16 protein-coding genes and 3 pseudogenes are annotated in these 24192 nt (G+C 41.6%); all 19 read left to right on the top strand.

Going from position 1 to position 24192, the window contains the following annotated elements:
• Positions 1-409: 409 nt before the first annotated feature.
• The 19 genes and pseudogenes from DESGI_RS02360 to DESGI_RS02445 all read left to right on the top strand — a co-directional run bounded on the left by DESGI_RS02360 (position 410) and on the right by DESGI_RS02445 (position 24067).
• Positions 410-2458, top strand: a complete 2049-nt coding sequence (locus DESGI_RS02360; protein WP_006523482.1) for a molybdopterin-containing oxidoreductase family protein — start codon at positions 410-412, stop codon at positions 2456-2458.
• 190 nt (positions 2459-2648) lie between these two features.
• Entirely contained in the window at positions 2649-3584 is a 936-nt protein-coding gene (locus DESGI_RS02365; RefSeq protein ID WP_006523481.1) for a glycyl-radical enzyme activating protein, read from the top strand.
• 117 nt (positions 3585-3701) lie between these two features.
• Positions 3702-3932, top strand: a pseudogene (locus DESGI_RS26370) (hypothetical protein); the annotation flags it as partial.
• Positions 3866-4096 carry an AMP-binding protein gene (locus DESGI_RS02370; RefSeq protein WP_281168078.1) on the top strand — a complete coding sequence of 77 codons (231 nt, stop codon included), beginning with the start codon at positions 3866-3868 and terminating at the stop codon, positions 4094-4096. The pseudogene DESGI_RS26370 and the gene DESGI_RS02370, both read left to right, overlap by 67 nt.
• Before the next feature lie 355 nt (positions 4097-4451).
• Complete coding sequence (locus DESGI_RS02375) at positions 4452-5591, top strand: acyl-CoA dehydrogenase family protein (RefSeq protein WP_006523479.1); 1140 nt, start codon at positions 4452-4454, stop codon at positions 5589-5591.
• Between the two features lie 5 nt (positions 5592-5596).
• A pseudogene (locus DESGI_RS25540) lies at positions 5597-5754 on the top strand (3-hydroxyacyl-CoA dehydrogenase NAD-binding domain-containing protein); the annotation flags it as partial.
• 67 nt (positions 5755-5821) lie between these two features.
• Positions 5822-7105, top strand: a pseudogene (locus tag DESGI_RS25545) (MFS transporter).
• A gap of 72 nt (positions 7106-7177) precedes the next feature.
• Entirely contained in the window at positions 7178-8728 is a 1551-nt protein-coding gene (locus tag DESGI_RS02390) for a long-chain-fatty-acid--CoA ligase (protein WP_006523476.1), read from the top strand.
• Between the two features lie 97 nt (positions 8729-8825).
• Positions 8826-10463, top strand: coding sequence for a (2,3-dihydroxybenzoyl)adenylate synthase (locus tag DESGI_RS02395; protein ID WP_006523475.1), 1638 nt, complete (start codon positions 8826-8828; stop codon positions 10461-10463).
• Between the two features lie 93 nt (positions 10464-10556).
• On the top strand, positions 10557-10766 hold the full coding sequence (locus DESGI_RS02400; protein ID WP_006523474.1) for a hypothetical protein: 210 nt from the start codon (positions 10557-10559) through the stop codon (positions 10764-10766).
• 95 nt (positions 10767-10861) lie between these two features.
• A complete protein-coding gene (locus tag DESGI_RS02405; protein WP_006523473.1) occupies positions 10862-12394 on the top strand; it encodes a sodium:solute symporter family protein in 1533 nt (510 codons plus the stop codon).
• 942 nt (positions 12395-13336) lie between these two features.
• Positions 13337-14200, top strand: a complete 864-nt coding sequence (locus DESGI_RS02410) for a 3-hydroxyacyl-CoA dehydrogenase family protein (protein WP_006523471.1) — start codon at positions 13337-13339, stop codon at positions 14198-14200.
• Positions 14201-14214: 14 nt separating this feature from the next.
• Positions 14215-14994, top strand: coding sequence for an enoyl-CoA hydratase/isomerase family protein (locus DESGI_RS02415; RefSeq protein ID WP_006523470.1), 780 nt, complete (start codon positions 14215-14217; stop codon positions 14992-14994).
• Positions 14995-15005: 11 nt separating this feature from the next.
• Positions 15006-16178, top strand: a complete 1173-nt coding sequence (locus DESGI_RS02420) for a thiolase family protein (RefSeq protein WP_006523469.1) — start codon at positions 15006-15008, stop codon at positions 16176-16178.
• Positions 16175-16645, top strand: a complete 471-nt coding sequence (locus DESGI_RS02425; RefSeq protein ID WP_006523468.1) for a Zn-ribbon domain-containing OB-fold protein — start codon at positions 16175-16177, stop codon at positions 16643-16645. The genes DESGI_RS02420 and DESGI_RS02425 overlap by 4 nt, the downstream gene beginning before the upstream one ends.
• Before the next feature lie 404 nt (positions 16646-17049).
• The gene (locus DESGI_RS02430) at positions 17050-19443 is read left to right on the top strand and encodes a glycyl radical protein (RefSeq protein ID WP_006523467.1); all 2394 of its coding nucleotides are present in this window, start codon (positions 17050-17052) and stop codon (positions 19441-19443) included.
• 298 nt (positions 19444-19741) lie between these two features.
• The gene (locus tag DESGI_RS02435) at positions 19742-21310 is read left to right on the top strand and encodes a long-chain-fatty-acid--CoA ligase (protein ID WP_006523466.1); all 1569 of its coding nucleotides are present in this window, start codon (positions 19742-19744) and stop codon (positions 21308-21310) included.
• Positions 21311-21650: 340 nt separating this feature from the next.
• Positions 21651-23099, top strand: coding sequence for an SLC13 family permease (locus DESGI_RS02440; protein WP_006523465.1), 1449 nt, complete (start codon positions 21651-21653; stop codon positions 23097-23099).
• A gap of 83 nt (positions 23100-23182) precedes the next feature.
• The gene (locus DESGI_RS02445) at positions 23183-24067 is read left to right on the top strand and encodes an MBL fold metallo-hydrolase (protein ID WP_006523464.1); all 885 of its coding nucleotides are present in this window, start codon (positions 23183-23185) and stop codon (positions 24065-24067) included.
• Positions 24068-24192 lie beyond the last annotated feature (125 nt).

Below are 24192 nucleotides of genomic sequence, written 5' to 3' on the forward strand. Positions count from 1 at the left end.
TGAAAATTATGGTTTAATGGATATATATTTACATCGTCAACCAATGTTACCATGCAAAAATAATGAAACCATGTAAAAAAATGCATAAAGTTTATATTAACATTTACTAGTAAGTAAATTTGCCAAAAGATCTAAAGCCAATTGATTGATTGTAATTATCAAATTTGCAGTAGACCACTGCAAATTTATTTATTTGTGATGCTAGAAAATTACAAGGTATTCAAATCATTATCTCTTTCTATTGATGTTAGAATGGCCTTTTCGTTAATATCAAAGTGATAACTTTAAATTTTACATATTGGCACAAACATTGCATGGTTAAAACGAGACAATAAATTTTTTAAATTTCATATTTTTGTTGACTTCTCACACAAAGGCAAAAATTTAAAAAAATTAAGGGGAGTGAATGATGGCTATTGAAACAATAAATAGCGATTGCATGCTATGTGTTTGGGATTGTGGGATTAAAGCTACTGTTGAGGATGGACGCTTAACAGAGGTGAAAGGCTTGCCGGAGCATCCGATCAGTAAAGGGTATCTTTGTCCGCGGGGAGAGGCTCTGCCCAGTTATGTATACTCGGCCAGTCGTTTAACAACCCCAATGCGGCGTGAAAAAGGCCGCTGGCAAAAGGTTAGCTGGGACGATGCCTTAGACTATTGCGCGGAAAAACTTAATGCAGTTAAGGCTAAGTATGGTGCACGTGCCCTGGCTGTTTTTTGCGGTTCTGTGGGTGTGGAAAGCTATGAGGTAGCTACCTTTGCCCGCCGTTTCAAAGGTGCTTTCGGTACTCCTAACCTCCTTTCAGTGGAGAACATTTGCTTCCGTGCCCGGATCCTGGCCCGACAGTTGACCTATGGCCGTTACCCGATTGAAGACCCCAATTCCGCCCGGTGTATTATTCTGTGGGGGCACAACCCAGTTGGTTCTAAAGGCATGCTTGGCGAATTGATCAAGAAAAAGTTAGATAATGACAACTGCGAATTAATTGTTGTGAATCCAAAGCAGATACCGTTGTCTGAAAAGGGTTATCAATTATTGATCCGCCCGGGCACTGATGCCGCCCTTGCTTTAGCAATGCTAAACGTAATTATCAATGAAGATCTTTACGATAAAGAGTTTGTTAATAATTATACCGTTGGTTTTCCGGAGCTAGTGGAGCATGTCCAGCAATATACCCCTGAATGGGCCCAGGAAATCACTTGGTTATCTGCGTTCGACATCAAAAATGTGGCTAGAATCTTTGCCCGGGCTAAACCGAGTTGCATTATTCAGGGAATAAATAGTCTTGACCAGCATAAAAACGGCCTGCAGAACTCTCGCCTTTTGTCTATCCTGCAGGCAGTCACTGGTAATTTTGCTGCCCCAGGGAGTTGGGTAACCGTGCCCCGGATTCCTTTGGCGAACTTAAGTCTGAAAGATCAGGAGACCCCGATCGGGTCTGAAGATTACCCTATTTTCAGTAACTTATGGGGTCGACAGGCACCGTTTGGGATAGCTACTCTTTTCCCACAGGCAGTACTGGAAGGAAAACCTTATCCAATTAGAGCCAGTATCGTTACCGCGGCTAACCCAGCTGTCTCTTTCCCCGCTGCACAGCAATTTAAAGAAGCCCTGTCCAGCCTTGATTTTTTGGCTGTGATCGACCCGTTCCTTACCGAAACGGCTGAGCTGGCGGACGTTGTTTTGCCGGCCTGCACCTTCTTAGAGAAAGGCGGTCTCTCACACGTTTACGGTGTTGTTTTCGGTGAACCATATGCCATGCTTCGCCGTAAAGTAATCGAACCGGTGGGCGAGAGCTGGCCCGACTGGAAGATTTGGAGTGAACTAGGTCTGCGTCTCGGTATGGAGGAATATTTCCCTTGGCATAACGAGGAAGAGGTAATTGATGCTTATCTAAAGGGTGAACTAAAAGATAAGTTAAAGTCTAATCCTTTAGGCACTTACTATGGGGAAAAGGAATATTGGGTTTATAAAAATAAAAAACTAAACACTCCCAGCGGAAAAGTAGAAATCTATTCGCAGACATTAAAAGATGCGGGCTTCGATCCCATCCCAATATATATGGAGCCAGGCCAAAGCCAGTATAGCACTCCTGAACTTTACCAGGAGTACCCGCTCATTCTTATCAGCGGCGAACGGGCGCAGGAATATACCCATACCCAATTGCGCCAGGTACCAGTATTACGCAATAGCAACCCGATGCCCTTGGCAGAAATTAACCCGGCTACTGCAGCAAAGTACGGGTTAACGGACGGCTGTTTAGCGCTAATCGAGACGAAAAGAGGAACAATCCAAATGGTCGTACGTATTACAGAAAAAATAACACCAGGTGTGGTAAGTGTTCCACATGGTTGGGCGAGCGCAAACGCGAATTTATTAGTTGATATGGATGTTATTGATCCAATTACAGCATACCCCGATTTTAAGACTGTACTTTGCCGCATGAAACCGGCATAAATAGCAGGGACTATAAATTAAGTGGATTACATTGAGTGGATCGGGCACAAAAGCAAAAACTAACGTCTTGCGCCAGATCGGCCTGGCCTTTTTAGGCCAGTCGTGATGGCGACACGCCCATGGTTTTATTAGGATTATGTGGGTATTTACTACACTTCTTGACCAGGTTCCTGGAATGGAGGTTATTGTTATGACAATAGGAGTTTCTAACATAGTTAATCAAAAGCTTAAAGGAAGAATTTTTAATATTCAGAGGTTCTCTCTAAACGATGGGCCTGGAATTAGAACAACGGTCTTTTTTAAAGGTTGTCCTTTGCGTTGCCTTTGGTGTAGTAATCCTGAATCTCAACAAGGAGCCCCGCAATTGTTCCACTTGAGCAACTTATGCACAAGATGTTATCGTTGTATATCTGTTTGTCCTACAGGAAGCACTCAAGTTGGCTCAGGGGGAGAAGTAGTAATAGATCGTGAGAAATGTAAGGTTTGTGGTAAGTGTGTTGAAGCTTGTCCTAATGAAGCACGAGTTGTCATGGGTAAGGAAATGTCGTTAGAGGAAGTATTTGACACAATTAAAAAGGACTCACTTTTTTTCCGAAATTCTGGTGGAGGAGTAACTTTTTCAGGTGGCGAGCCAACCCAACAGATAGTCTATCTTCGCTCTTTGCTTAAACTATGCGGGGCATACGGGTTTCATATAGCTCTTGAAACCTGTGGATATGTAGCATGGGAGGTGCTCAAAAGTATATTGGGGGACGTGGATCTAATATTATATGACCTAAAACATATTGACCCGATAAAACATAAGCAACTAACTGGTGTAGAAAACCAAATTATATTAAGCAACTTGCAACAAATTGTTAAACTTGGCCAAGATGTAGTTGTAAGAATACCATTTATACCGGGCTGTAATGATTCTCATGAAAACATAGAGGCAGTAGGCATGTACTTGCGCGAAATCGGGCAGAAGCGAGTGGATCTCATCCCTTATCACCGATTAGGTGAGGGTAAATATAGGTCATTAGGTTTGCATTATAAATTAGAGGGCGTAGCCATAAATACCGAGGAAAATGTTCAAAGGGCGGTAATGGCATTAAAAAATTTTGGTTTGGATGTAGAGGTGATTTAAGTAAACAGGAGGAGGTTTTATATGGCCTATTCAAATGCTAAGGCGATAGTAAGAAACGCAAGACTATATCTTGACAAAATTGCGGTAGTGGACTGGTAATATGGGGTAAGAAAAACTTTTAAGCAATTAAAAGAACGAATCAATCAATTGGGAAATGCCTTGGTGGCCATGGGTTGTAACTTGGGGGACAGAGTTGGCTATATTTCACAGAATGATTATATTTATACAGAATTAATGTTGGGAGTTCCGTACTGTAGAATGATTGGCAGCAATACGAAAATTTGCTGGCGAAAAGTTCTTGTGAGGATCCAGGAATGGGAGAACCGGAAGAGGATGAAACAGCACTAATCCAATATACGAGTGGAACCACAGGCTTTCCTAAAGGAGTGATGCAGACCTACAGAAATTATTATGGCAATGGAAGGTGCAAATGTATGTGGGTATTAGCAATTTTGCAGGATATTTTTACGAGAAGGCATCTGTTAACAAGTAAAACTATCGCGTATAAATAAAAAAAGAAGAACTATGCAAGGGACTTAGCATATTTGCAGTTCCCATTGCAAAAAGGCTAATAATAGCTTAAATCTTTTACAGAAAAAGTATAACAAATATCTTTAAAAAAGTTTGCATGGCTGAATTTAGCCACCTGGTATAGATTTTGCTTAAGTTTTAGTAGTGAGTAGTGGCACAAACAATAACTTCTTTGATTAAGTAGGGTGACAATAGATTGATAAATGCCAATATTGATAATTATAAGAATTGTCAAAACTATGTAAATATATACAATCCAAGGTCTATGGGAAAAGGGGGTAATCGGATTCCCAGTAACATAAATGATTGGCATAAAAGTTAGGAGGAAATAAAACTATGAATTTTGACTTAACCGGAGAACAAAAACTGCTTCAGGAAACGGCCTATAAGTTTGCTCTCAAAGAATTCGAGCCGATCTCCAAAGAGTGTGATAGAGAAGAAAAATACCCTAAAGAACTTGTAAAAAAAGCTTGCGAGACAGGTCTGGTCGGTTGTTTTATTCCCGAGGGGTATGATGGGCCGGGATTCGGTTTTCTTGAGGTGGCTCTTATTACTGAGCAATTAAGCAGGGTGGACCTGGGTTTAGATCTCGTTCTTGTATCCGCAAGTTTTGGTTCAGAGAACATATTGTTATTCGGAACCGAAAAGCAAAAGTTAAAATACCTACCCTTGCTGGTGAGTGGTCGGGCTATGGCAGCCGGCGCATACACGGAACCTAACGCGGGTACTGACGTAGCCAATATTAGGACCACCGCTGTGAAAGACGGCGACGAATATATAATTAACGGCAGTAAGATGTTTGTTACCAACGGGACAGTTTGTGATTTTATGGTTGTTTTATGTGTAACCAATCCTAAAGAAGAGAAAAAGCACCAGAGATTTAGCTTGATTCTGGTAGAGACGGATCGCGAAGGGATTACCAGAAACAAGATTAAAGGAAAAATGGGGGTAAGAGCGAGCGATACTGCGGAAGTAATTTTCGAGGATGTTCGTGTACCCTGCGAAAACTTGATCGGGGAAGAAGGAAAAGGGTTTTACCAGCTAATGCATTTCTTTGATATCACCAGAACGATAGTTGCAGCACAGGGAGTCGGCTTGGCTCAGGGAGCGCTGGATAAAACCATTAAATATGTTCAGGAAAGAACGACATTTGGAAAGCCCCTTGCCACTTATCAAGGCGTGCAGTTTCAGCTGGCAGAAATGGCGACAAAAATTGAGCTTGCCCGCAATATTACTTATAAAGCTGCGTGGAAAATTGACAACGGACAATTAGATCCTGCATTGAATGCCATGGCCAAGTATTATGCCGGAGAAACAGCGGTCTGGGTATGTGACAAAGCCTTACAATTACATGGGGGTTATGGATATATAGATGAGTATGACGTCCAGAGGTTTTATAGGGACGCAAAAATATTGGAGATTTACGAAGGCGCCAAGGAAGCTGAGAAGATGACAATTGCCAGGAGATTATTATAACTATACCCGAAACGTACCCTACCACTAACACTTCTTCCATGTCCAAACCATGATAGCGATTGCCACAAAGCGTCCTGACAAAGTTGTCGGGATGCATTTTTTCAACCCTGCACCTATAATGAGGCTGGTGGAGGTTATTCGCGGTTTCTCATATGTTCAAGAAGGGGGATTTATGTATGACTCAAAAACCGGTATGGCGTTCCGGTTATATTGTTGTATTTGTTTTATTTATGGCCTTGCTTATAGCCTATCTTGATCGTGTTAACATGGCAATATTAATTGCCGACAGCAATTTCTTGAAGGACATGGGTATTGCGGACAGACCGGATCTCCGTGGTCTGCTCATGTCGGTATTTTTATGGACATATGGCTGCGCAGCTCTCCTGCTATCATTTGCACTGGATAAAGTAGGCGCGCGCAGGGGGCTTGTCTTTCTGGCACTGGTTTGCTCCATTTCCATGTTTTTTGGTGGCATAGCCTGGTCTTTTATGGTTCTTATTCTGTCTAGAATTATTCTTGGCATAGGAGAGGGCATTCAGTTGCCTTTAAACAGTATGGTTGTTAAAAATTGGGCTCCGCCCAGGGAACGTGGTATTGCCAATTCCATATGGGGCTCGGGTCTTGTTGTGGGTTCGGCCATAACTATGCCCTTAGTTGCAGCAATTATTGCTTCACTAGGGTGGCGGGCGTCATTCTTTATATTAGGAATAACAACGATAGCTGTTACCATACCACTGGTTCTCATTTTTGTTTATAACCACCCCAAAGATTCACCCTGGGTCAAAAAGGATGAACTTGATTATATAGAAAAAGGTCTTGCAGTTGAAAATTCTATTCAGAAAAATGATATCAATGGAGCGACAGCTCATTCTAAATCTGAGTGGAGTAATGTATTAAAGAATGCCGATTACTGGCTAGTGGTAGCGTGGTAGATGTTCAATACATGGAATTTTTGGGGTTTGCTGTCATGGCTGCCTTCATATTTAAAAATGGCTAGGGGCTTTACGTGGGTGGAAATGGGCAGTCTTTCCGCTTTGCCTTACTTGGTTGGGGCAGTGTCGATGATTTTAAGCGGATATTTGATGTTTCGAGTTAAACGCAACACATTATTTATGTGGACGGGAGGTCTCGTAATTGCCATTGGCATGACTCTTGCCGTAATATCGAAAAACAACCTAGCTAGTGCGCTTTGGTTAGTTGTAGCTATGGGAGGAATATGTTGGGGGTTTGGAGCATCATTTGCCGTTCTCCAGAAGATTGTTAGCGCCCCAATAATCGCCAGGGCAACCGGTCTATATCAGGGGATTGCTAGTATATCCTCCGGGTTTGTTCCTTATATTATCGGTGCTTTAATAACTATAAATAACGGATCTTTCACTGTCGGCTTCTTTTTCTTGGTTATAGTTGCACTTATTGAATTTTGTATAGCAATGATTTTGTTCACACGGGAAGGCCGCACTTTTGGCAAACTGAATGTCCAGCCTGCTACAGACGGTTTAGCGGTTAATAAATAAAAATAAACTTCTGTCTGCCTAAAGGCGGAGGTTAAACAGGGACATGGAAGGCAAAAAAGGAGGTTTAAGAGTTTGATTATCGGAGATCTGTTGGATCGTAATGCTCGCCGTTACCCCAAAAAAACAGCAGTTTTCTTTCGGGAAACCCGTTATACTTTCGGGGAATTGAAAAACCGAGTTTGTCGTTTAAGCAATGCTTTTTGGGAAATGGGGATACGGAAAGGCGACCGGGTGGCCTTGCTCCTGGAGAATTGTCACCAATACCTAGAACTCTACTTGGCGGTAACCAGTAAAGGAGCTATTGCTGTCCCGCTAAATTACCGGCAGGCTGGTAGAGAATTGACTTATATAATAAATGACGCACAGGTTAAGGCCGTAGTGAGCTGTAAAGCCTACTTACCGGTCCTGAATGCTATTGAAAAAGATCTTCAGGGTGTGAAGTATTATATCAGTATTGACGGGGGAGAAAAAGTTTTAGATTATGAACAACTAATCACCGCTGCCTCTGCCGCAGAAAAGGCCCCGGTGACCGTATCCGACAGTGATGTAGCCTATTTGATGTATACCAGTGGGACTACCGGTTATCCCAAGGGAGTTATATTGACCCATAAAAATATTATCATGACTTCAATGAATTTAAGCTGGTCCTACCACTATATCGAACCAGATGATGTAACAATTAACTTCGCTCCGTTATTCCATAGTGGTCAGGCTTCAATATCCATGTGCCATTTCTATTCCGGCGCGACCAACATAATTATGGAAAAATTTAACCCTCAATCGATCCTGGAAACAATCCAAAAAGAAAAAGTAACCAACTTTTGGGCGGCACCCACTATGATCAATATGTTGATAAAGTATCCGGAATTTGCTCGATACGATTTGAGCAGCCTCCGACAAATTGCCTATTCAGGGGCCCCGATGCCGGTGCCCTTGCTAAAAGAGTGCTTGGCATTAATCGGGCCCAAATTTATTCAGATGTACGGTCTTACTGAAGCCGGCCCCCATTTAACGTCGTTGGCACAGGAAGACCACGTCGCGGAGGGGCCGCCGGAGAAAGTGAGGCGTCTGGGTTCGGTTGGAAAGGAAGTGCTGAATACCCAGGTTCGGGTAGTTAACGAACGGGGCGAGGATGTTGCGCCGGGTGAGGTGGGTGAGATTATCGGCAAGGGAGACAATATTATGCAGGGCTACTGGAACCTTCCCAAGGCGACAGCCGAAGCTCTGAGGGACGGTTGGCTATATACAGGGGATCTGGCGACGGTAGACGAAGATGGTTATATCTATATTGTGGATTGCAAAAAGGATATGATCATCAGCGGCGGGGAAAACATTTATCCCAAGGAATTGGAAAATGTAATTTACGAGCACCCGGCTGTTTTAGAAGCGGCAGTTATCGGTTTACCCGACACCCACTGGGGTGAGTTAGTAATGGCTTTGATCGTTTTGAAACAGGGACAACAGGTCACGGAGGAAGAGATTATCGAATACTGCAAAAAAAATCTGGCCAGCTATAAAAAACCCAAGCGCGTGAAGTTTATCGATGAATTACCCAAAAACCCAAGTGGTAAAGTTCTAAAAACCGTACTGCGGCAAAAGTTTGGTGAAAAGAAACCGATATAACAATAATTTATTTAATTTGTCGTAAACCAAAATGTGTGCTCTGTTTTTAAAATTCAAAATTGTATGAAAAAAGTGATTCGAGGAAGGATGATGAGGTATGTTACAGGGTTGCGTTCCTTGGCCTGAAGAATATGCCAAGTATTACCGTGAGCAGGGATATTGGGAAGATAAAACGCTTAGCGAAGTTTTGGATTTGTCTATTAATAAACATGGTTCAAAAGAAGCACTTGTATTTAACAAAATGCGCCTTAGTTATACCCAACTTGGTGAAATTATTGACAGGTTGGCCTACCAGTTTTTACAAATTGGTTTAAAACCTTTAGACCGAGTAGTTATCCAGTTACCCAATGGACCCGAGTTTATTTATTCATATTTCGCTTTGATTAAGATTGGAGTCATTCCAATTTTAGCACTTGCGCCTCACAGAAAAGGAGAAATCAGCCACTTTATTAAGTTTTCTGGTACGGTTGGCTATATAATCCCGGATATCTATCGAAAATTTAATTATATTGCTATGGCTCGGGAAATTAAGAACCTAAACCAAAAATTAAAATATGTTTTCGTAAGTGGTAGTTCTCCATCGGAGTTTATTTCTTTAAATAAACTTCTAGAGGCTCCAATAGATAAGAAGGAGATCCAGGAAACTTTGGCCAAATACCGCCCGGATCCGGACGAAGTAGCTTTGATGGTGCTCTCCGGAGGGACCACGGCGCTTCCCAAAATGATCCCGCGGACACACAATGATTATGTTTGTATAACTAAGTATGCTAGTCGGGTTGGTAGATTTGACGAACACACACGCATGCTGGTTACTTTGCCTATAGCGCACAACTATATGGTGTGTTCACCAGGTTTTCAGGGAGTCCTATTCTCCGGAGGAAAAGTTGTTATCAGCCCCGGTACAGACATTAATACAATTTTTTCATTGGTGGAAAAAGAACAGATTACTTTTTTGTCAGTCGCTCCACCTATTATTACCAATTGGCTCAAATCTAACATATTGTCACATTATAACTATTCATCTATAAAAGTTGTTCAGACTGGTGGCGCTAGACTTGCGCCCGAATTGCGCGCTCAAGTACGTGAACGGTTTGGCTGTTTCGTGATGGAATCATACGGCTCGGGTGAGGGTGTGTTGAATATGGTTAGGTTAGATGCTAGTGAGCACGCGATATTAAATAGTTCTGGAAAACCGGTTTGCCCGGCGGACGAAACTAAAATTATTGACGAAAACGGTAATGAACTTCCCGATGGGGAAACGGGTGAGTTGCTTATCAGAGGACCTTATACCATTCGGGGTTATTATAATTCACCCGCTTTAAATGCCGTAGCCTTTACACCTGACGGTTTTTATAGAATGGGTGATAGATGCCGTAAGGATAAAGATGGTTATATCTATTTCGAAAGTCGCATCAAAGAACTTATCAACCGGGGAGGTGAAAAAATTAGTTGTGAAGAGATCGAAACCCTTATTTTTGCTCATCCTAAAGTAAAAGCTGTATGCCTTGTGGCAGTGCCAGATGAGGTATATGGGGAAAAGGCTTGCGCGTGTGTCCAGCTAAATCCTGGAGAAGAATTATCCTTTGAAGAATTAATCAAATTCCTGATGACATGCAACCTCGCCAAATTTAAGTTACCAGAGAAATTGCTGATAATAGATGAATTTCCAATGACCGCATCAGGGAAAGTGCTGAAACGAAAGTTAAAGGAGATTGCTGTTGAACAGAGTAACTGATTCTCGAACTCACTCAATTACCAAAAAATGCACTTTAACCGGGGTTTGGTTTATTTTGTGGCTTTAATATTATGATATGAGGGAGGTATATAAATGAAAGCACGGAAAAGCGGTATCGTATGGTTTATTATTTTTTTTATCCTTTATCTTTCATTTGTAGATTTTTGGCAATGGAATTCTATTACCCCAATGATCTTTGGGTGGATACCTTGGCATGTTTTTTACCAAGTGCTGTTGAATATTGCCCTAAGTATAGCTTTTACATTGTTTGCAATTTATTATTGGCCTAAAGAACCGGATTAATGATAATTGAATTATGCTTAAAATTTAGCAAATATTCAAAAAAAATAAAAAATTTAAAAATATACAGGTTTCTTAATAATAAGGAGGGATATTTGATGAACCCTGCGATTATCGGTGCGATCTTTGTTATTGTTTTATATCTTACTGCCTCTATTTCTATAGGATTATACTCAGGCAGGCAGAACTTAAATACTTCAGAAGATTATTTTGTTGCAAACAGAAGCTTGGGGCTTACAGTGATGTTCTTTACCTTATTTGCAACGAACATAAGCGCTTTTGCTTACATGGGAGCACCAGGTGGTGCTTATCATTTGGGAACAGGATTTTTTGGTTATCTGGCAACCACTACTAGCCTATCGGCAATATTTTTTTACTTAATCGGCTACCGCTGCTGGCTTTTGGGTAAGAAATATAGCTTTATGACACCTGCGGAACTTTTTGGGAAAAGATATGAAAGTAAAGCTTTAAGTGTTGTTATCTTTTTAGTATATATATTTTTTACAGTGCCCTATATGGCTGTTCAACCTATTGGGGCGGGCTATATTCTTAGTGGTTTAACAAAAGGAACAATACCACTATGGGTTGGAGTATTGATGATTGTGGTGTTCGTTGGCGTTTATGTTTATATAGGTGGCTTGAGAGCTGTAGCCTGGACCGACCTTTTTCAAGGAATTGTCATGATAGCTTGTGTTATGTTAGCATTCTTTTTAATAACATCGAAAATTGGAGGCCCCGTAGTAGTTACCCAAGATGTAATGAGCAATTACCCGGAACTACTTACTAGACAAAAATTTACAATTAAGAGTTGGATTAACTTCGGATTAATGATCATGCTATGTATATCCGTTTTCCCTCAAATGTTTACAAAATTTTTCGCCGCTAAGAGTTCGAAAGCATTAAAGTTGAGCGCTTCCTTATACCCGCTTGCCATGGTTGTGATTTATATTCCCGTATTATTTATAGGAGTATATGGTCATACTATTTTCCCAAATTTGCAGGGAAAAGAGTCCGACCAGATAATACCAATGGTATTAGGGAATTATTATGCCCTGTGGATTGGTGCTATATTATTGTCTGCGGTATTTGCAGCCATTATGTCGTCGTTTAGTTCTCAATTGATTACAATTAGTACTCTATTTACCAAAGATATTTATATCCGTTATATTGATAAAAAGGCTAATAATGCCAAACAAATTGCCATCGGGCGTATTTGTACATGTGTATTAGTTATTCTTACTGTCATTATTGCATTAAAACCACCAGCAACCATTTTAGCCATTGTAACATGGGCTTTTAGTGGGTATGCGCTTCTTGCGCCGGCATTCCTGGCAGGTTTATACTGGAAAAGGAGCACCTCTATCGGAGCGATTGCTTCGATCCTATCGGGTGAATCGGTATTGTTATTATGTGGGATAGGAATATTTCCAAAAAGCTTAATGTTTGGGTTTGATGCATTTGTTCCATCTTTAATAGTAAGCATCATTACTCTTGTTTTAGTTAGTTTTTGTACACGTGCCAGCGAAGTAGAAAAGAAAACAGCGACAGAGCTCCATAATTACCTTGATCCAATTTTCACGGATAATCGAATTAAAAATCCTAAAAGTAGAGATGAATCATTTTCTGTTTAGGTCCTTCATAAGTTTTAAGTGATCCTGAAGACTATTTGTGTATAGCGTTCTAAGAGTCAGAGATTATTAAAGTAAAAAAGAGAGTGTAAAAAGGCACTTACCTTGCGGAAGGTGCTTTTTTTTACTTTTTGCAGCAAAACTAGGAGTTTAAAATTAATAGCGGAATTTGGATACAGAAATTAGCAAGCCGCTTGCAATCATTTTAAAGCACATTAAAATTATGAAGTGCAGTCATAGGTTATGAGTCATAGGTGTGACCGATCCCCTGTGGGTGGAACAGTAATTGCGTTAGTTTGCCAATAGGATGGGTAAGTTTTAACTCCTGAGGAAATCATCTGTTTCTAAAGAGAAAGATAGCTGGTTATAAAACTTCCAAAATCTATTGATTGCACGAACCTTATTTAAAGTATCGGGAAAGTAACCCTTATCAAGTAAGAGGCAATAGATGAGGATGCGTAAATATGAAATTAAGGATTGGTATTAGCAATTTTGCAGGATATTTTTACGAGAAGGCAATAGTTAACTATAAAATTATCGCGTATAAAAATATATATTAACCTGTTGCCTCAGTTGACTAGATAACATATTATAGCTGGCTTTGTGGCAGAACTATAAAAAAGTCTTAGCATATTTGCAGTTTCCTTTGCAAAAGGGCTAATAAGAGCTTACAGTTTTTACAGAAAAATTATGATAAATACCTTTAAAAAGTTCTTAATGGTTGAATTTAGCTACCTGGTATAAATTTTGCACAAGTTCTAGTTCCATAATAATTAGTGGCAAAAAACAACCTACCGTTTATGCTGATTAGGATAGCAATGAATTGACGAGTTGGGATCTTACGAATTGATGGAATTATTAGAACTGCGGTAATATATACAATAAATTGCTAATTAAATGGTTGAAAAAAATCTTGGATTAATTAATAAACAGGAGGCGATAATTATGGAAATAAAAAAGATTGCGGTGCTGGGAGCTGGCTCTATGGGTGGTGGTATAGCTCAAGTGGCGGCGCAGGCCGGGTTTGATGTGATTTTGAGCGATATCGACCGGGTTTTTGTGGATCGTGCCATTGGCAGGATAGACAGTTTCCTGTCTAAGAGCGTGGAAAAGGGCAAAATGTCGGCGGAGCAAAAAGATGCGGTAATAGGTAGGATTATTCCGACCACCGGAATGGATTTATTTGTTGATGCTGATTTGGTTATTGAGGCCATCATTGAAGACCTGGAAATGAAGAAAGAAGCCTTTTCTAAGATGGATCAGGTTTGTAAGCCCGAAACCTATCTTACTACAAACACCTCTTCCATGTCTATAACCATGATAGCAGCTATCACAAAGCGTCCTGACAAAGTTGCCGGGATGCACTTTTTCAACCCGGCACCCATCATGAGGCTGGTGGAGGTTATTCGCGGTTATTATACCAGCAATGAGACGGTCCAAGTTGTTTCCGAAGTGGCGGCAAAAATGGGCAAGACTACTGTGGAAGTTAAAAAGGACTCGCCGGGCTTTATCGTGAACCGGGTCTTCATGGCCCATCTTATTGAGTCAATGCGTCTGGTGGAGGAAGGCGTAGCAACAATGGAGGATATTGATACAGCGATTAAGCTGGGCTTGAATTATCCTATGGGACCTTTTGAATTACAAGATTTTGCCGGTGTTGAAATTACCCACCATGTTGCCAATTACTTTTGCGAAGAGTTTAAAGATATGCGCTGGAACTCGCCGCAGATACTGAAGGATTTGGTCCGCGCCGGCCGTCTCGGGCGCAAGACCGGCGCAGGGTTTTATGATTATAATGACAAAAAATAGGGAGGAGGGTATTAATGTCGTTTGAGACAATTCTACTTGGCATTGAGGATGGCATTGCTACAATTACTTTAAATCGCCCTCCTGTAAACCCGCTAAACAGTAAACTCTTCCGAGAACTGAGTCAGGCGGTTGGAGATCTAGACGCAGATTCCTCAGTGCGGGCAGTGATTATTACTGGATCCGGAGAGAAAGCATTCGCTGCCGGTGCGGACATAAGCGAGATGAAAAACTTGACATCAGTGGAGATGTATAGGTTCTGCCAAGTTTCACTGCATACATCCAACCAAATTGAAAACATGAAAAAGCCAACCATTGCTGCAATAAACGGGTTGGCTTTAGGAGGTGGCTGTGAACTGGCTCTTACGTGTGACTTAAGGCTGGCATCGGATAAGGCCAAGTTTGGGCTGCCTGAGATCACGTTGGGTATTATTCCCGGCGGCGGAGGTACGCAGCGTTTACCAAGGCTGATCGGTGTATCTAGGGCTAAGGAGCTGCTCTTTCTAGGGGAAATGATCGATGCGGTCCGTGCCGAACAAATCGGCTTGGTTAACAGGGTAGTCCCTTACGCCGAGCTAATGCAGGAAGCAAAGAAATTGGCCCGGAAATTGGCTGCCTGGTCGGGGCACGCCTTAGGCGTACTAAAGGGTTCAGTGAATAAAGGAATAAATATGAATCTGCATGATGCGCTTGATTTTGAAATGAAGAATTTTATACTGGCATTTTCCAGCGAAGATCGCCGGGAAGGGTTCGATGCCTTCATGGAAAAGCGCAAGCCAAAGTTTAATGATAGGTAGGGGGGATAAATATGAGAAATGTTTGTGTAATTGCCGGTGGACAGTGCCAGTGGGGTGTGCGCCAGGCGACGGAAAGAGATTTATTTCAAGAGGCCGGAAAGGCATGCTTTGAAGACAACAAAATAATAACCAATAAGGACATAGACGGTTTGATCGTCGGTTCAGCTTTTACCGAACGCTGTTCCTTTCAAACTCACCTTGCTCCGTTGGTGGCGGAACATTTGGGTATTAAGCCCAAAAATATATGTGCACGCGTGGAGCTCCTGTGTGCTACCGGCAGCACAGGCATCATCATGGCGGCTGCCCTGATTAAAAGCGGTGAGGCCGATGTGGTTATGGTTATCGGTGGTGAGAAGTTATATACGCCACAGCGCTGGGAGGTCAACTATACCGCACTGGCAGCATCGGATCACGACTTTGATACCGGCATGGGACTGGGTTTGCCACCGCCGGCATTCGCTGCGGTGGCAAAGCAGCACATGAAACTATACGGCACAACCGAAGAACAACTGGCAATGGTTTCAATAAAAAACCGCAGAAACGGTTTGAACAACTCCAAGGGGCAGTATAAGGAAGAGATTACCTTGGAAGTGGCGATGAATGCCAGAGCTATCGTGCGCCCCTTGAAGCTTTTTGACTGCTGTCCGGTTACTGACGGTGCTGCCGCAATTATCCTGGCGGCGGAGGAAAAAGCTAAATACCTTACCGATAAACCACTGGTTTATTTCAGGGGATCGGCACAAGCCTCCTTGCATAACATGTCGGCCAACATGCCCAGTTGGACTACCTGGGAGGCTCTTAAGATAGCGGCCCAGCAGGCATATAATAAAGCGCGGGTAACACCGCAGGATATTGACGTGGCTCAAACACACGATTGCTTTACCATCTCTGAGATTATCGAGTACGAAGACCTGGGCTTTTGCCAAAAAGGTGAGGGTGGCTGGTTCATAGAGGAAGGGAAATCCGACTTTGGCGGGCAGGTGCCGGTAAATACAGACGGAGGTCTTCTAAGCAGCGGTCACCCCTTTGGTGCCACCGGAATCAGACAGGGGATCGAGATCATACGCCAGTTGCGAGGTGATGCCGTTAGGCAGGTGGAAGGAGCTCGCATTGGTCTTACTCACAACCTGAGCGGTTTGATGGCCGCACATACTGTACTGATTTACGGGAGGGATTTAGAATGATGGGAATGATGGAAGGCAAATACGCTGTAACCATGGATTTGTACCCGCTGGAAAGTAAAGAGTGGAACAGGATTTATCCGTTTTATGACCACCTAAAGGAAGGACGCCTTACCACAACCGTCTGTAAGGATTGTGGTAAAAAGGCATACCCGCCGCGGGTCATTTGCCCGGAGTGTTTGTCAGAAAACCTTGAGTGGGTGGATTTACCTACCCGTGGGCGGGTATTAGTAGTGACAGAGGAAGAAGTAGGGGCCCCATTGGGTTTTAAGACGCCGCTCATTCACGCTATAGTAGACCTTGGGGAACTTATTCTATTTACCAAGATGACAGGCGTAAAGATGGGTGAATTGAAAGAAGGAGATGAAGCTAAACTCCATGTTTTTCCGGTGGACTCCGTGCCCGTAGATGGTAAAAAAGGTACTGTAATTTGGCAAGAGAGAGTGTTTTATGCCTTTACAAAGGCTTAACAGAAAAAGAAATTAATAAAAAACATGAACCAACTTCAACTAAATACTAGATAAACCGTTCTTGAAAGAATCCTTATAATAGAGATGGGGAGATTTGCCCAAGTCTCTATTATCAAGTCCCTATTATAAGGAGAATTCAAACAGGACAAAAGAAAAATCCCTCCGGCCATAATAAACGGTTTATAAATCTGAATAAAACGCAAATCAAACGGGTTATGTAATTTAAAAGCAGTAAGCAAGTAGAAACAGGCGAGGGAAGCGAAGTAATTAATCTGGAAAATTATAAAATTAAGGGGGAGTTAAATGTAAAATACTAGCATTAATAAATAGATTTTTCAGAATAAATGAACTCTTAAGAAAAAATAAACAATGGCCTTTTGAAAGCCTAAGGAGGTATCCAATTCATGTCTACCGAGAATATAAACCAGGTGAGAGACCAGGTGCTTTCGGAGAGGGTCAAAAAAGAAAAGGAAGAATTGCTTTCAGCCGTCCCCTGTATTGATACAGAATATATTGAGTTTATGCTCGATGTGTATAAGGAAAATAAAACGGATCCTTTTATTATCCGGCGGGCTAAGTTATTTAATAAGCTGTGCTCCGAAAAGACCTTATTTATTGATAACAACCCGATTATTGGGACTCTTACCAAGTACAAATATGGGTCTTATCCACTTTTTGAGGAAGGTTGCGGGTGGATGAAAAGGACAGAAGAGTTCGCCCTTCCACGAGGTAAGGTCAAAATAACCCCAGAACTCAGAAAATATATAGATAAAGGTGTGGAAGCTTGGAAAGACTCAACATTATTTAGTATGACACGCAAACTTGTCTCTGAAATATATGACGTCGATTTGCGTGTTTTTACAAGATGTGGTGTGTGGCTGGAAGCTACTCCTGGTAGTGCCGCCCATGGTATCCTTCCTGATTACGCTAAAGTGTTGAGCAAGGGATTAAACGGATTACTCGCGGAAATAGAGGAAACGGAAGCAAGACTCAACACCAGTGAACTAGACGGTATAAACAAGTGGTATTTTTGCAAAGCAGCTAAAACCACGCTTAACGGAATGATAACTTTGGCTGGAAGATATGCTGCGCTGGCCAGGGAAATGGCTGAAAACGAAAAGGATGCAGTAAGAAAACAGGAGTTAGAAGAGATAGCTGATATCTGCCAATGGGTTCCGGCCAATCCCGCTCGAAATTTCCGTGAGGCCATTCAATCTTTTTGGTTTGCGACATTAGGAGTATGGATGGAGTCACCTAAAGGCCTTAATAGTCCACCAACTAATTTTACTAAGGTATTGTATCCTTATTATCGCAAAGATAAGGATGAAGGTAGAATCGTTGAATCTGAGGCAATTGAAATGATTCAGTACTATTTCTTAAAAATTAACCAACTGGCATACGTTTTATCACCGCATGCTTACCGGTGGAATCAAAGCCGGTTAGGTATGCAACTAAGTGTAGGTGGCTTAACGCCTGATGCGGAGGATGCTACGAATGAGTTAGATTGGCTGGTGTTAGAAGCACAACAACAGATTAGGCTGCCGGAACCTTTGGTTAACCTTGTATATCACGATAAACTTTCGGAGGATTTTTTGTTAAAGTGTGTTGACTTAATTCGAACTGGAATAGGTCAGCCGGCATTTCATAATAGCCAGGTGGTCATTGAGCGTCATTTGCTCCACCATAAAATGCCGCTGGAAGAGGCTAGGACATTTATTATTTGTGGCTGTGTACAAAGCGCTATACCTGGCTGTACGGATAATTATTGGGAAACGAGATTTAATGTTGCCAAGATGATTGAGCTAACCATGGAAAATGGTAAAGACCCTCTAACTGGAAACCAGCTTGGTCTTCAAACTGGAGATGTGGAAAGCTTTACTAGCTTTGACGAATTTTATCAGGCATTTTGCAAGCAACTGGATTATTTCATTCGGCTAACACATAATGTTTCCAGAACAGCTTGGAGTTTACAACGTAACTTTCCTACTCCATATGGTTCATCCCTTGTTAATGACTGTATAGAAAAAGGTATAGATATTTCAGATGGAGGAGCTAGATATAGTTTTGGTGATGGGGTTTGTTTTGCCGGAGTAATTGACGTAGCTAATTCACTGGCAGCAATAAAGAAGTTGATCTTTGAGGATAAAAAGCTGACGATGCGTCAATTGAAGGAGGCCATTGCCGCTGATTTCGAGGGTTATGAAGAAGTGTTACGGTTGTGTCTGGATGCTCCCAAGTATGGAAATGATGACGACTATGCAGATTTAATAGCAAAAGATATTTATAACATTGGTTATGATTCCCATTCAAAAGTTGATCATTTAGGTAGACCGGTAATGCCATCAGCTTATTCGGTAACAGCTCATGCAGCTTTTGGTGAATTTACCGGGGCGTTGCCCAATGGCAAAAAGGCGAGAAAACCTTTATGTGACGGCAGTATATCGGCTCAGAGCGGCACGGATAAAAATGGTGTTACAGCACTGGTCAAGTCCGCGACCAGAGTAATCGATACCGTGAAATATGGCTCGAGTCACCTTAATATGAAGTTTCATCCCGTTGCCTTAAAAGGTATCAATGGAGCAAGGAATTTGCTTTCTCTTATTAAGACTTATTTTGATTTAGGAGGGTATCACGTTCAGTTTAACTGTGTAAGTGGTGAAACCTTGAGGGATGCACAGCTTCATCCCGAAAACTATAAAGACCTGGTAGTAAGGGTGGCCGGGTTTAGCGCATTTTTTGTTACCCTTGAAAAGGATGTTCAAGAAGAAATTATCGATAGAACTGAATTGATGATGTAATTGCTTATTACTGCAAAAGCCCTTGTGTTAAACAAAATGGAAATGCAATAAAAAAGAAGGCGCAGAATAAGTCCTCCCCAGTGCGAAATGGCCAGGTACTTATTCAACGCCAATCAGTGGATTTGCTGTTGTGACAACAGATCCAAGTATATTATGACACAACTGGTGACCGGTTTCAAAGGTTTAAGAAAAAATTACAACCGCCATATCCTTTTTGCGGTAACGTGATCGGTGTTACTTACCTGTAACTATTTAGCTAATTTAATTATTTTATAACTTATAGATAAGGGGGATTATTATGGCTTCATTTGCGACTGCTAAATCAATAGTGAAGAGGAATGCAAAATTATACCCTGAGAAAATTGCCTATGTAGACCGTTTTAATGGGGTAAGAAGAACTTTTAAACAATTAGGAGAGCGGATAAATCAATTAGGAAATGCCTTAGTTAATATGGGGTGTAGCTTGGGTGACAGGATAGGCTATATTGCGATGAATGATTATGTTTGTATAGAGCTAATGTTAGGCATCCCATGTAACAGAATGATTTATGTTCCACTTAACTTTAGGCTGGCGGGTCCGGAATTGGTCCGGATAATTAATGATTCGGAAATAAAAGTGCTTCTTGTTAGTGAGGAATTTCAGTCAACCATTATGTCTATAGCTCCAGAGTTAAATACTGTAACTAATTATATATTTACTGTCGGAGATCAGTCCAAGGTACCCGAGGGGTGGCAGCAATACGAAGATTTACTGGCAAAAAGCTCTTGCCAGGATCCGGGAATGGGGGAGCCGGATGAAGATGAAACAGCGGTTATCCAATATACAAGTGGTACCACAGGTATCCCTAAAGGAGTTATGCAGACCCACCGAAATTACTATGCTTGTGCCAGGGCGCAAGTAATAACTACAGATTTCCGGTTTCACGATATAGGGGTAATCGTCACACCATGTTATCATTCGTTTGCTACTGTACCTATTTATGCATACTATTGGAGAGGATGTACTATCGTTATATTAAAAAAGTGGGATATAGTGGAATTCTGTCGAGCTATCGAAGAGGAACGTATTTCTGCAGGGAAGATTGTTACCCCTATGCTCAATGAATACTTACAGTATCCGGATAAAGATAAATTTGATCTATCAAGTCTTAAGAAAATTGGATTCGCCGGTGGTCCAATGCCTCCGGCAATTTGGGTAAAGTGTGTTGAAGAATTTGGTAAAATTTTTAGTACTGCCCTGGGACTTACTGAAACTACAGGAACAGTTACTGCTTTAACTAGAGAAGAACTGGAGAATGTAGAACCAGGATCAAAATTATATAGATCTGTTGGCAAGGAAGTCTTTGGTATGGAAGTCAGAGTAATAAACGGCGCAGGAGAAGATGTTGCCCCGGGCGAGGTGGGGGAAATTATTACCAGAGGCGAGCATGTAATGAAAGGATACTGGAAAAATCCAGAGGAAACTGCCAAGGTATTGAGAGATGGCTGGATCTATACTGGTGATGCCGCCACAATAGACGAGGAAGGATATATATACATTGTAGATAGACTCAAGGACATGATTATCACCGGCGGAGAAAACGTTTACCCGGCGGAGGTGGAAGCTGCACTCTACGAACACCCTGCAATTAAGGAGGCAGCAGTCATAGGTGTGCCGGATCCCCGTTGGATAGAAGCAGTAAAGGCTGTGGTTTGTCTTAAGGAGGGGTATGAGGCAACTGCTGAAGAAATCATTCAGTTTTGCAAGGGAAAGATAGCGAGGTACAAAGTTCCGAAATCCGTTGATTTTATTAAAGAGTTACCCAGGAACCCAAGCGGAAAGATTCTTAAATTTGAATTGCGAAATTATTACTCCAAAAATGCGTAAAACAAGCTGAATTGATATATATTCGATAATCACTGCTTTTCTTAATTTTGGTAATGGTTTATTGGTAATTATTAGACATGCTTTGGCATCTGTTACAATCTTTGAAATCCCTGACCTATGCCGCCCGCCTAGTGCGTAAGACCGGTGCCGGGCGGTGCGGTGTTGGGGACAGCGCACTAGTCAGCAGAGACGTTATTCCATCCACCTGACCAAATCTTAATCTCACTACACTTTTAAGTCCCAACAATTTTTATATAATTAATCTTTTGCCGTATAAGGGGAACGGTCTAAATATTAAGTATTGTCTAAATATTACAAAATATAAGGAGGAATAATTTAAATGAGTGGGACTGGAACGTCAACCAAGGTAAAAACCCCGACTAAACAGGGGCCTCCAAATTTGAAACTTGTCTGTGCCTTATTGTCAGTGATTGCTGGTATAGCTATAGCGCTAATACCTCCTCCAGATGGACTATCGGTGCAAGCCATGCATGCGTTGGGTATTATGTTAGGGGCAATCTTATTTTGGGTTTTTAATATTTTACCAGAACACGTAACAGGAATATTAATGTGTACTTTGTGGGTTATTGTTGGCGCCGTTCCCTTTCAGAAAGCTTTTGCAGCATATAGCACAGATACTCCATGGTTACTAATTCCTGCCTTTGCTATAGGTATCGCTGCTCAAAAAGCCGGGTTGCTAAAACGGGTGGCACTTAACGTAATGAAAGTCTTTCCGCCTACTTTTAAAGGCCAGACCCTAGCATTATTAAGTGCAGGTACAATTATTTCTCCGGCTATTCCCTCCGTAACTGCAAAAGCCGTTTTTGCATCACAGCTCACCAAAGCAATTGGTGATAGGATGGAATATGAGGAAAAAAGCGCCGGGGCTGCTGGTTTATATGCCGCTATGTATCAAGGTTTTGTGACTATGTTCCCTTTATTTCTTACGGCAGGTATATTTTCTATTATAATGAGAAGTTGTCTTCCCACTGAAATTCAGGCGCAATTTACTTGGGTAAATTGGTTATGGTCTGCTCTCCCCTGGGGGATAGCTGTCTTTATTGGCAGCTATTTAGCTATACAGTTTCTTTATAAACCTGAGCAAAAACAAGAGCTATCAAAAGAATATTTTATAACTCAACTTAAGGAACTTGGTCCTATGAATAGGGACGAAAAGATTATTGCAGTAATAGTAGCATGTTGCTTGTTGCTATGGATGACTGAAAAAATACATCATCTTACAGCTGCACAGGTTGCTTTACTGGCATTAGTTGCATTGTTTGTGTTCAAGATATTAAGTACTTCGGATTTTCGTACAAAGATTCCCTGGGAAATGATTGTGTTTATTGGCGGAGTAATGGCTTTGGGCAGTGTGATTACCTTCCTTGAAATTGATACTTGGATGGGAACAGTTCTAGGGCCTGTAATTACTCCACTTATTGGCAATATGTTTATTTTTGCTCCATTATTAGCAATTGCCATATACCTAATACGATTTGTTTTGGTCGCACAGTCATCTACTGTTATGATTTTTACCGTTATGTTAACACCATTTGCTTTGCAGGTTGGAGTTAATCCATGGATTGTGGGCCTAATCATTCTAACTAGCGCAAATGTATGGACGGTGAAATACCAGAACACAACTCACATTGCTGCTATGTCGGCAACAGGTAACGAGTTTATAAAACAATCCCAGGCCGCCAAGATGTCTATAGCGTATATGCTAATTAACATTATAGCTATAGTTGTGAGTTTACCATGGTGGAAGATGCTTGGTTTGATTCCTTAAATTAGTTTAGGAAAGGGCTTAATTATATCCCGGGTCTTTTCAAAAGGGGATAACCATAGCCATCCCGGAAGAAGGTTTTTTTAATGTTAATCAAACTTACGGAAAAGCTCTATTTTATAGCTGGAGAACGGAAAGGTATGTTTCCCTTTTGTCACGGGTTGCTAGTTAATGCCGATATCAAAGTCTTGATAGACAGCAGTTTTGGCCGGAGCAGGTTGGAGCCTATTCAAGCTTTTGGTAATGTAGATGTGATTATTAATACCCACTACCATCCGGATCATACTTACGGCAACCGGTTGTTTCCTAATGCAAAAATTTGGGCCCACCATTTGGATGCTCCGGCTTTGTTTTCGAGGGAAGTTTTTTTAACCTATACAGGATTAAATAGGATTGAAAACCGGATTTCGCTGGAAGATCAATTCCCCGGTCGTTTTGCGAAAAGGCACGTAGCTCGGGTGTTGTCCGATGGGGAATTATTGGATTTCGGTGGTATTTCTCTCCAGGTTGTCCACCTCCCCGGACACACACCGGGTCATATAGGTTTTTACCAATCAGATGAGGGAATCTTATTTAGCAGTGATATTGACCTATCCCCGTTCGGGCCATGGTACGGAAATGCGCGTTCTGACTTGGAGGATTTTATTGTTTCCATTCGTAAAGTAGCCAATTTTAATCCGAGAGTTTTGGTTACGAGCCATACCGGTATTATTGTTGACCGGATTCCCGAGAGAGTTAAAGTATACGAAGAGATAATTGAGAAACGTGACGAGCGTATATTAAATGCTCTGTCAGCTGAGAAAAGCATGACAGAACTTGTGAATATGAAACTAATTAGTAAGCGGTTTTCAGAACCTGAGGAGATTGCTCGCTTTTTTGAACAGGTTATGCTGGAAAAACATTTGGAGCGTCTGATAAGTCAGGGGAAGGTTGTTTCTAAAGCAAATGGTTATTATAAAGTCTGCTTTTAGGAAGAGATCGGAGGGATCAGCAAAATTGTTTAGCAGCAGCTACGATGATAAACAAAATGGAATATAACCGGAAAAAGGATACAAAAAAGATCATGTGGCAGCTAGCACCTGCCACATGATCCCTA

Origin of the sequence: Desulfoscipio gibsoniae DSM 7213 (assembly GCF_000233715.2) — a bacterium.
GTDB lineage: Bacteria > Bacillota > Desulfotomaculia > Desulfotomaculales > Desulfallaceae > Sporotomaculum > Sporotomaculum gibsoniae.

What these genes read in the sequence shown, in the direction of transcription:
- DESGI_RS02405 (WP_006523473.1), top strand. Translation starts at nt 10,862, where the DNA reads ATGAACCCTGCGATTATCGGTGCGATCTTTGTTATTGTTTTATATCTT.
- DESGI_RS02430 (WP_006523467.1), top strand. Translation starts at nt 17,050, where the DNA reads ATGTCTACCGAGAATATAAACCAGGTGAGAGACCAGGTGCTTTCGGAG.
- DESGI_RS02425 (WP_006523468.1), top strand. Translation starts at nt 16,175, where the DNA reads ATGATGGGAATGATGGAAGGCAAATACGCTGTAACCATGGATTTGTAC.
- DESGI_RS02365 (WP_006523481.1), top strand. Translation starts at nt 2,649, where the DNA reads ATGACAATAGGAGTTTCTAACATAGTTAATCAAAAGCTTAAAGGAAGA.
- DESGI_RS02415 (WP_006523470.1), top strand. Translation starts at nt 14,215, where the DNA reads ATGTCGTTTGAGACAATTCTACTTGGCATTGAGGATGGCATTGCTACA.
- DESGI_RS02435 (WP_006523466.1), top strand. Translation starts at nt 19,742, where the DNA reads ATGGCTTCATTTGCGACTGCTAAATCAATAGTGAAGAGGAATGCAAAA.
- DESGI_RS02420 (WP_006523469.1), top strand. Translation starts at nt 15,006, where the DNA reads ATGAGAAATGTTTGTGTAATTGCCGGTGGACAGTGCCAGTGGGGTGTG.
- DESGI_RS02410 (WP_006523471.1), top strand. Translation starts at nt 13,337, where the DNA reads ATGGAAATAAAAAAGATTGCGGTGCTGGGAGCTGGCTCTATGGGTGGT.
- DESGI_RS02400 (WP_006523474.1), top strand. Translation starts at nt 10,557, where the DNA reads ATGAAAGCACGGAAAAGCGGTATCGTATGGTTTATTATTTTTTTTATC.
- DESGI_RS02395 (WP_006523475.1), top strand. Translation starts at nt 8,826, where the DNA reads ATGTTACAGGGTTGCGTTCCTTGGCCTGAAGAATATGCCAAGTATTAC.
- DESGI_RS02375 (WP_006523479.1), top strand. Translation starts at nt 4,452, where the DNA reads ATGAATTTTGACTTAACCGGAGAACAAAAACTGCTTCAGGAAACGGCC.
- DESGI_RS02445 (WP_006523464.1), top strand. Translation starts at nt 23,183, where the DNA reads ATGTTAATCAAACTTACGGAAAAGCTCTATTTTATAGCTGGAGAACGG.
- DESGI_RS02440 (WP_006523465.1), top strand. Translation starts at nt 21,651, where the DNA reads ATGAGTGGGACTGGAACGTCAACCAAGGTAAAAACCCCGACTAAACAG.
- DESGI_RS02360 (WP_006523482.1), top strand. Translation starts at nt 410, where the DNA reads ATGGCTATTGAAACAATAAATAGCGATTGCATGCTATGTGTTTGGGAT.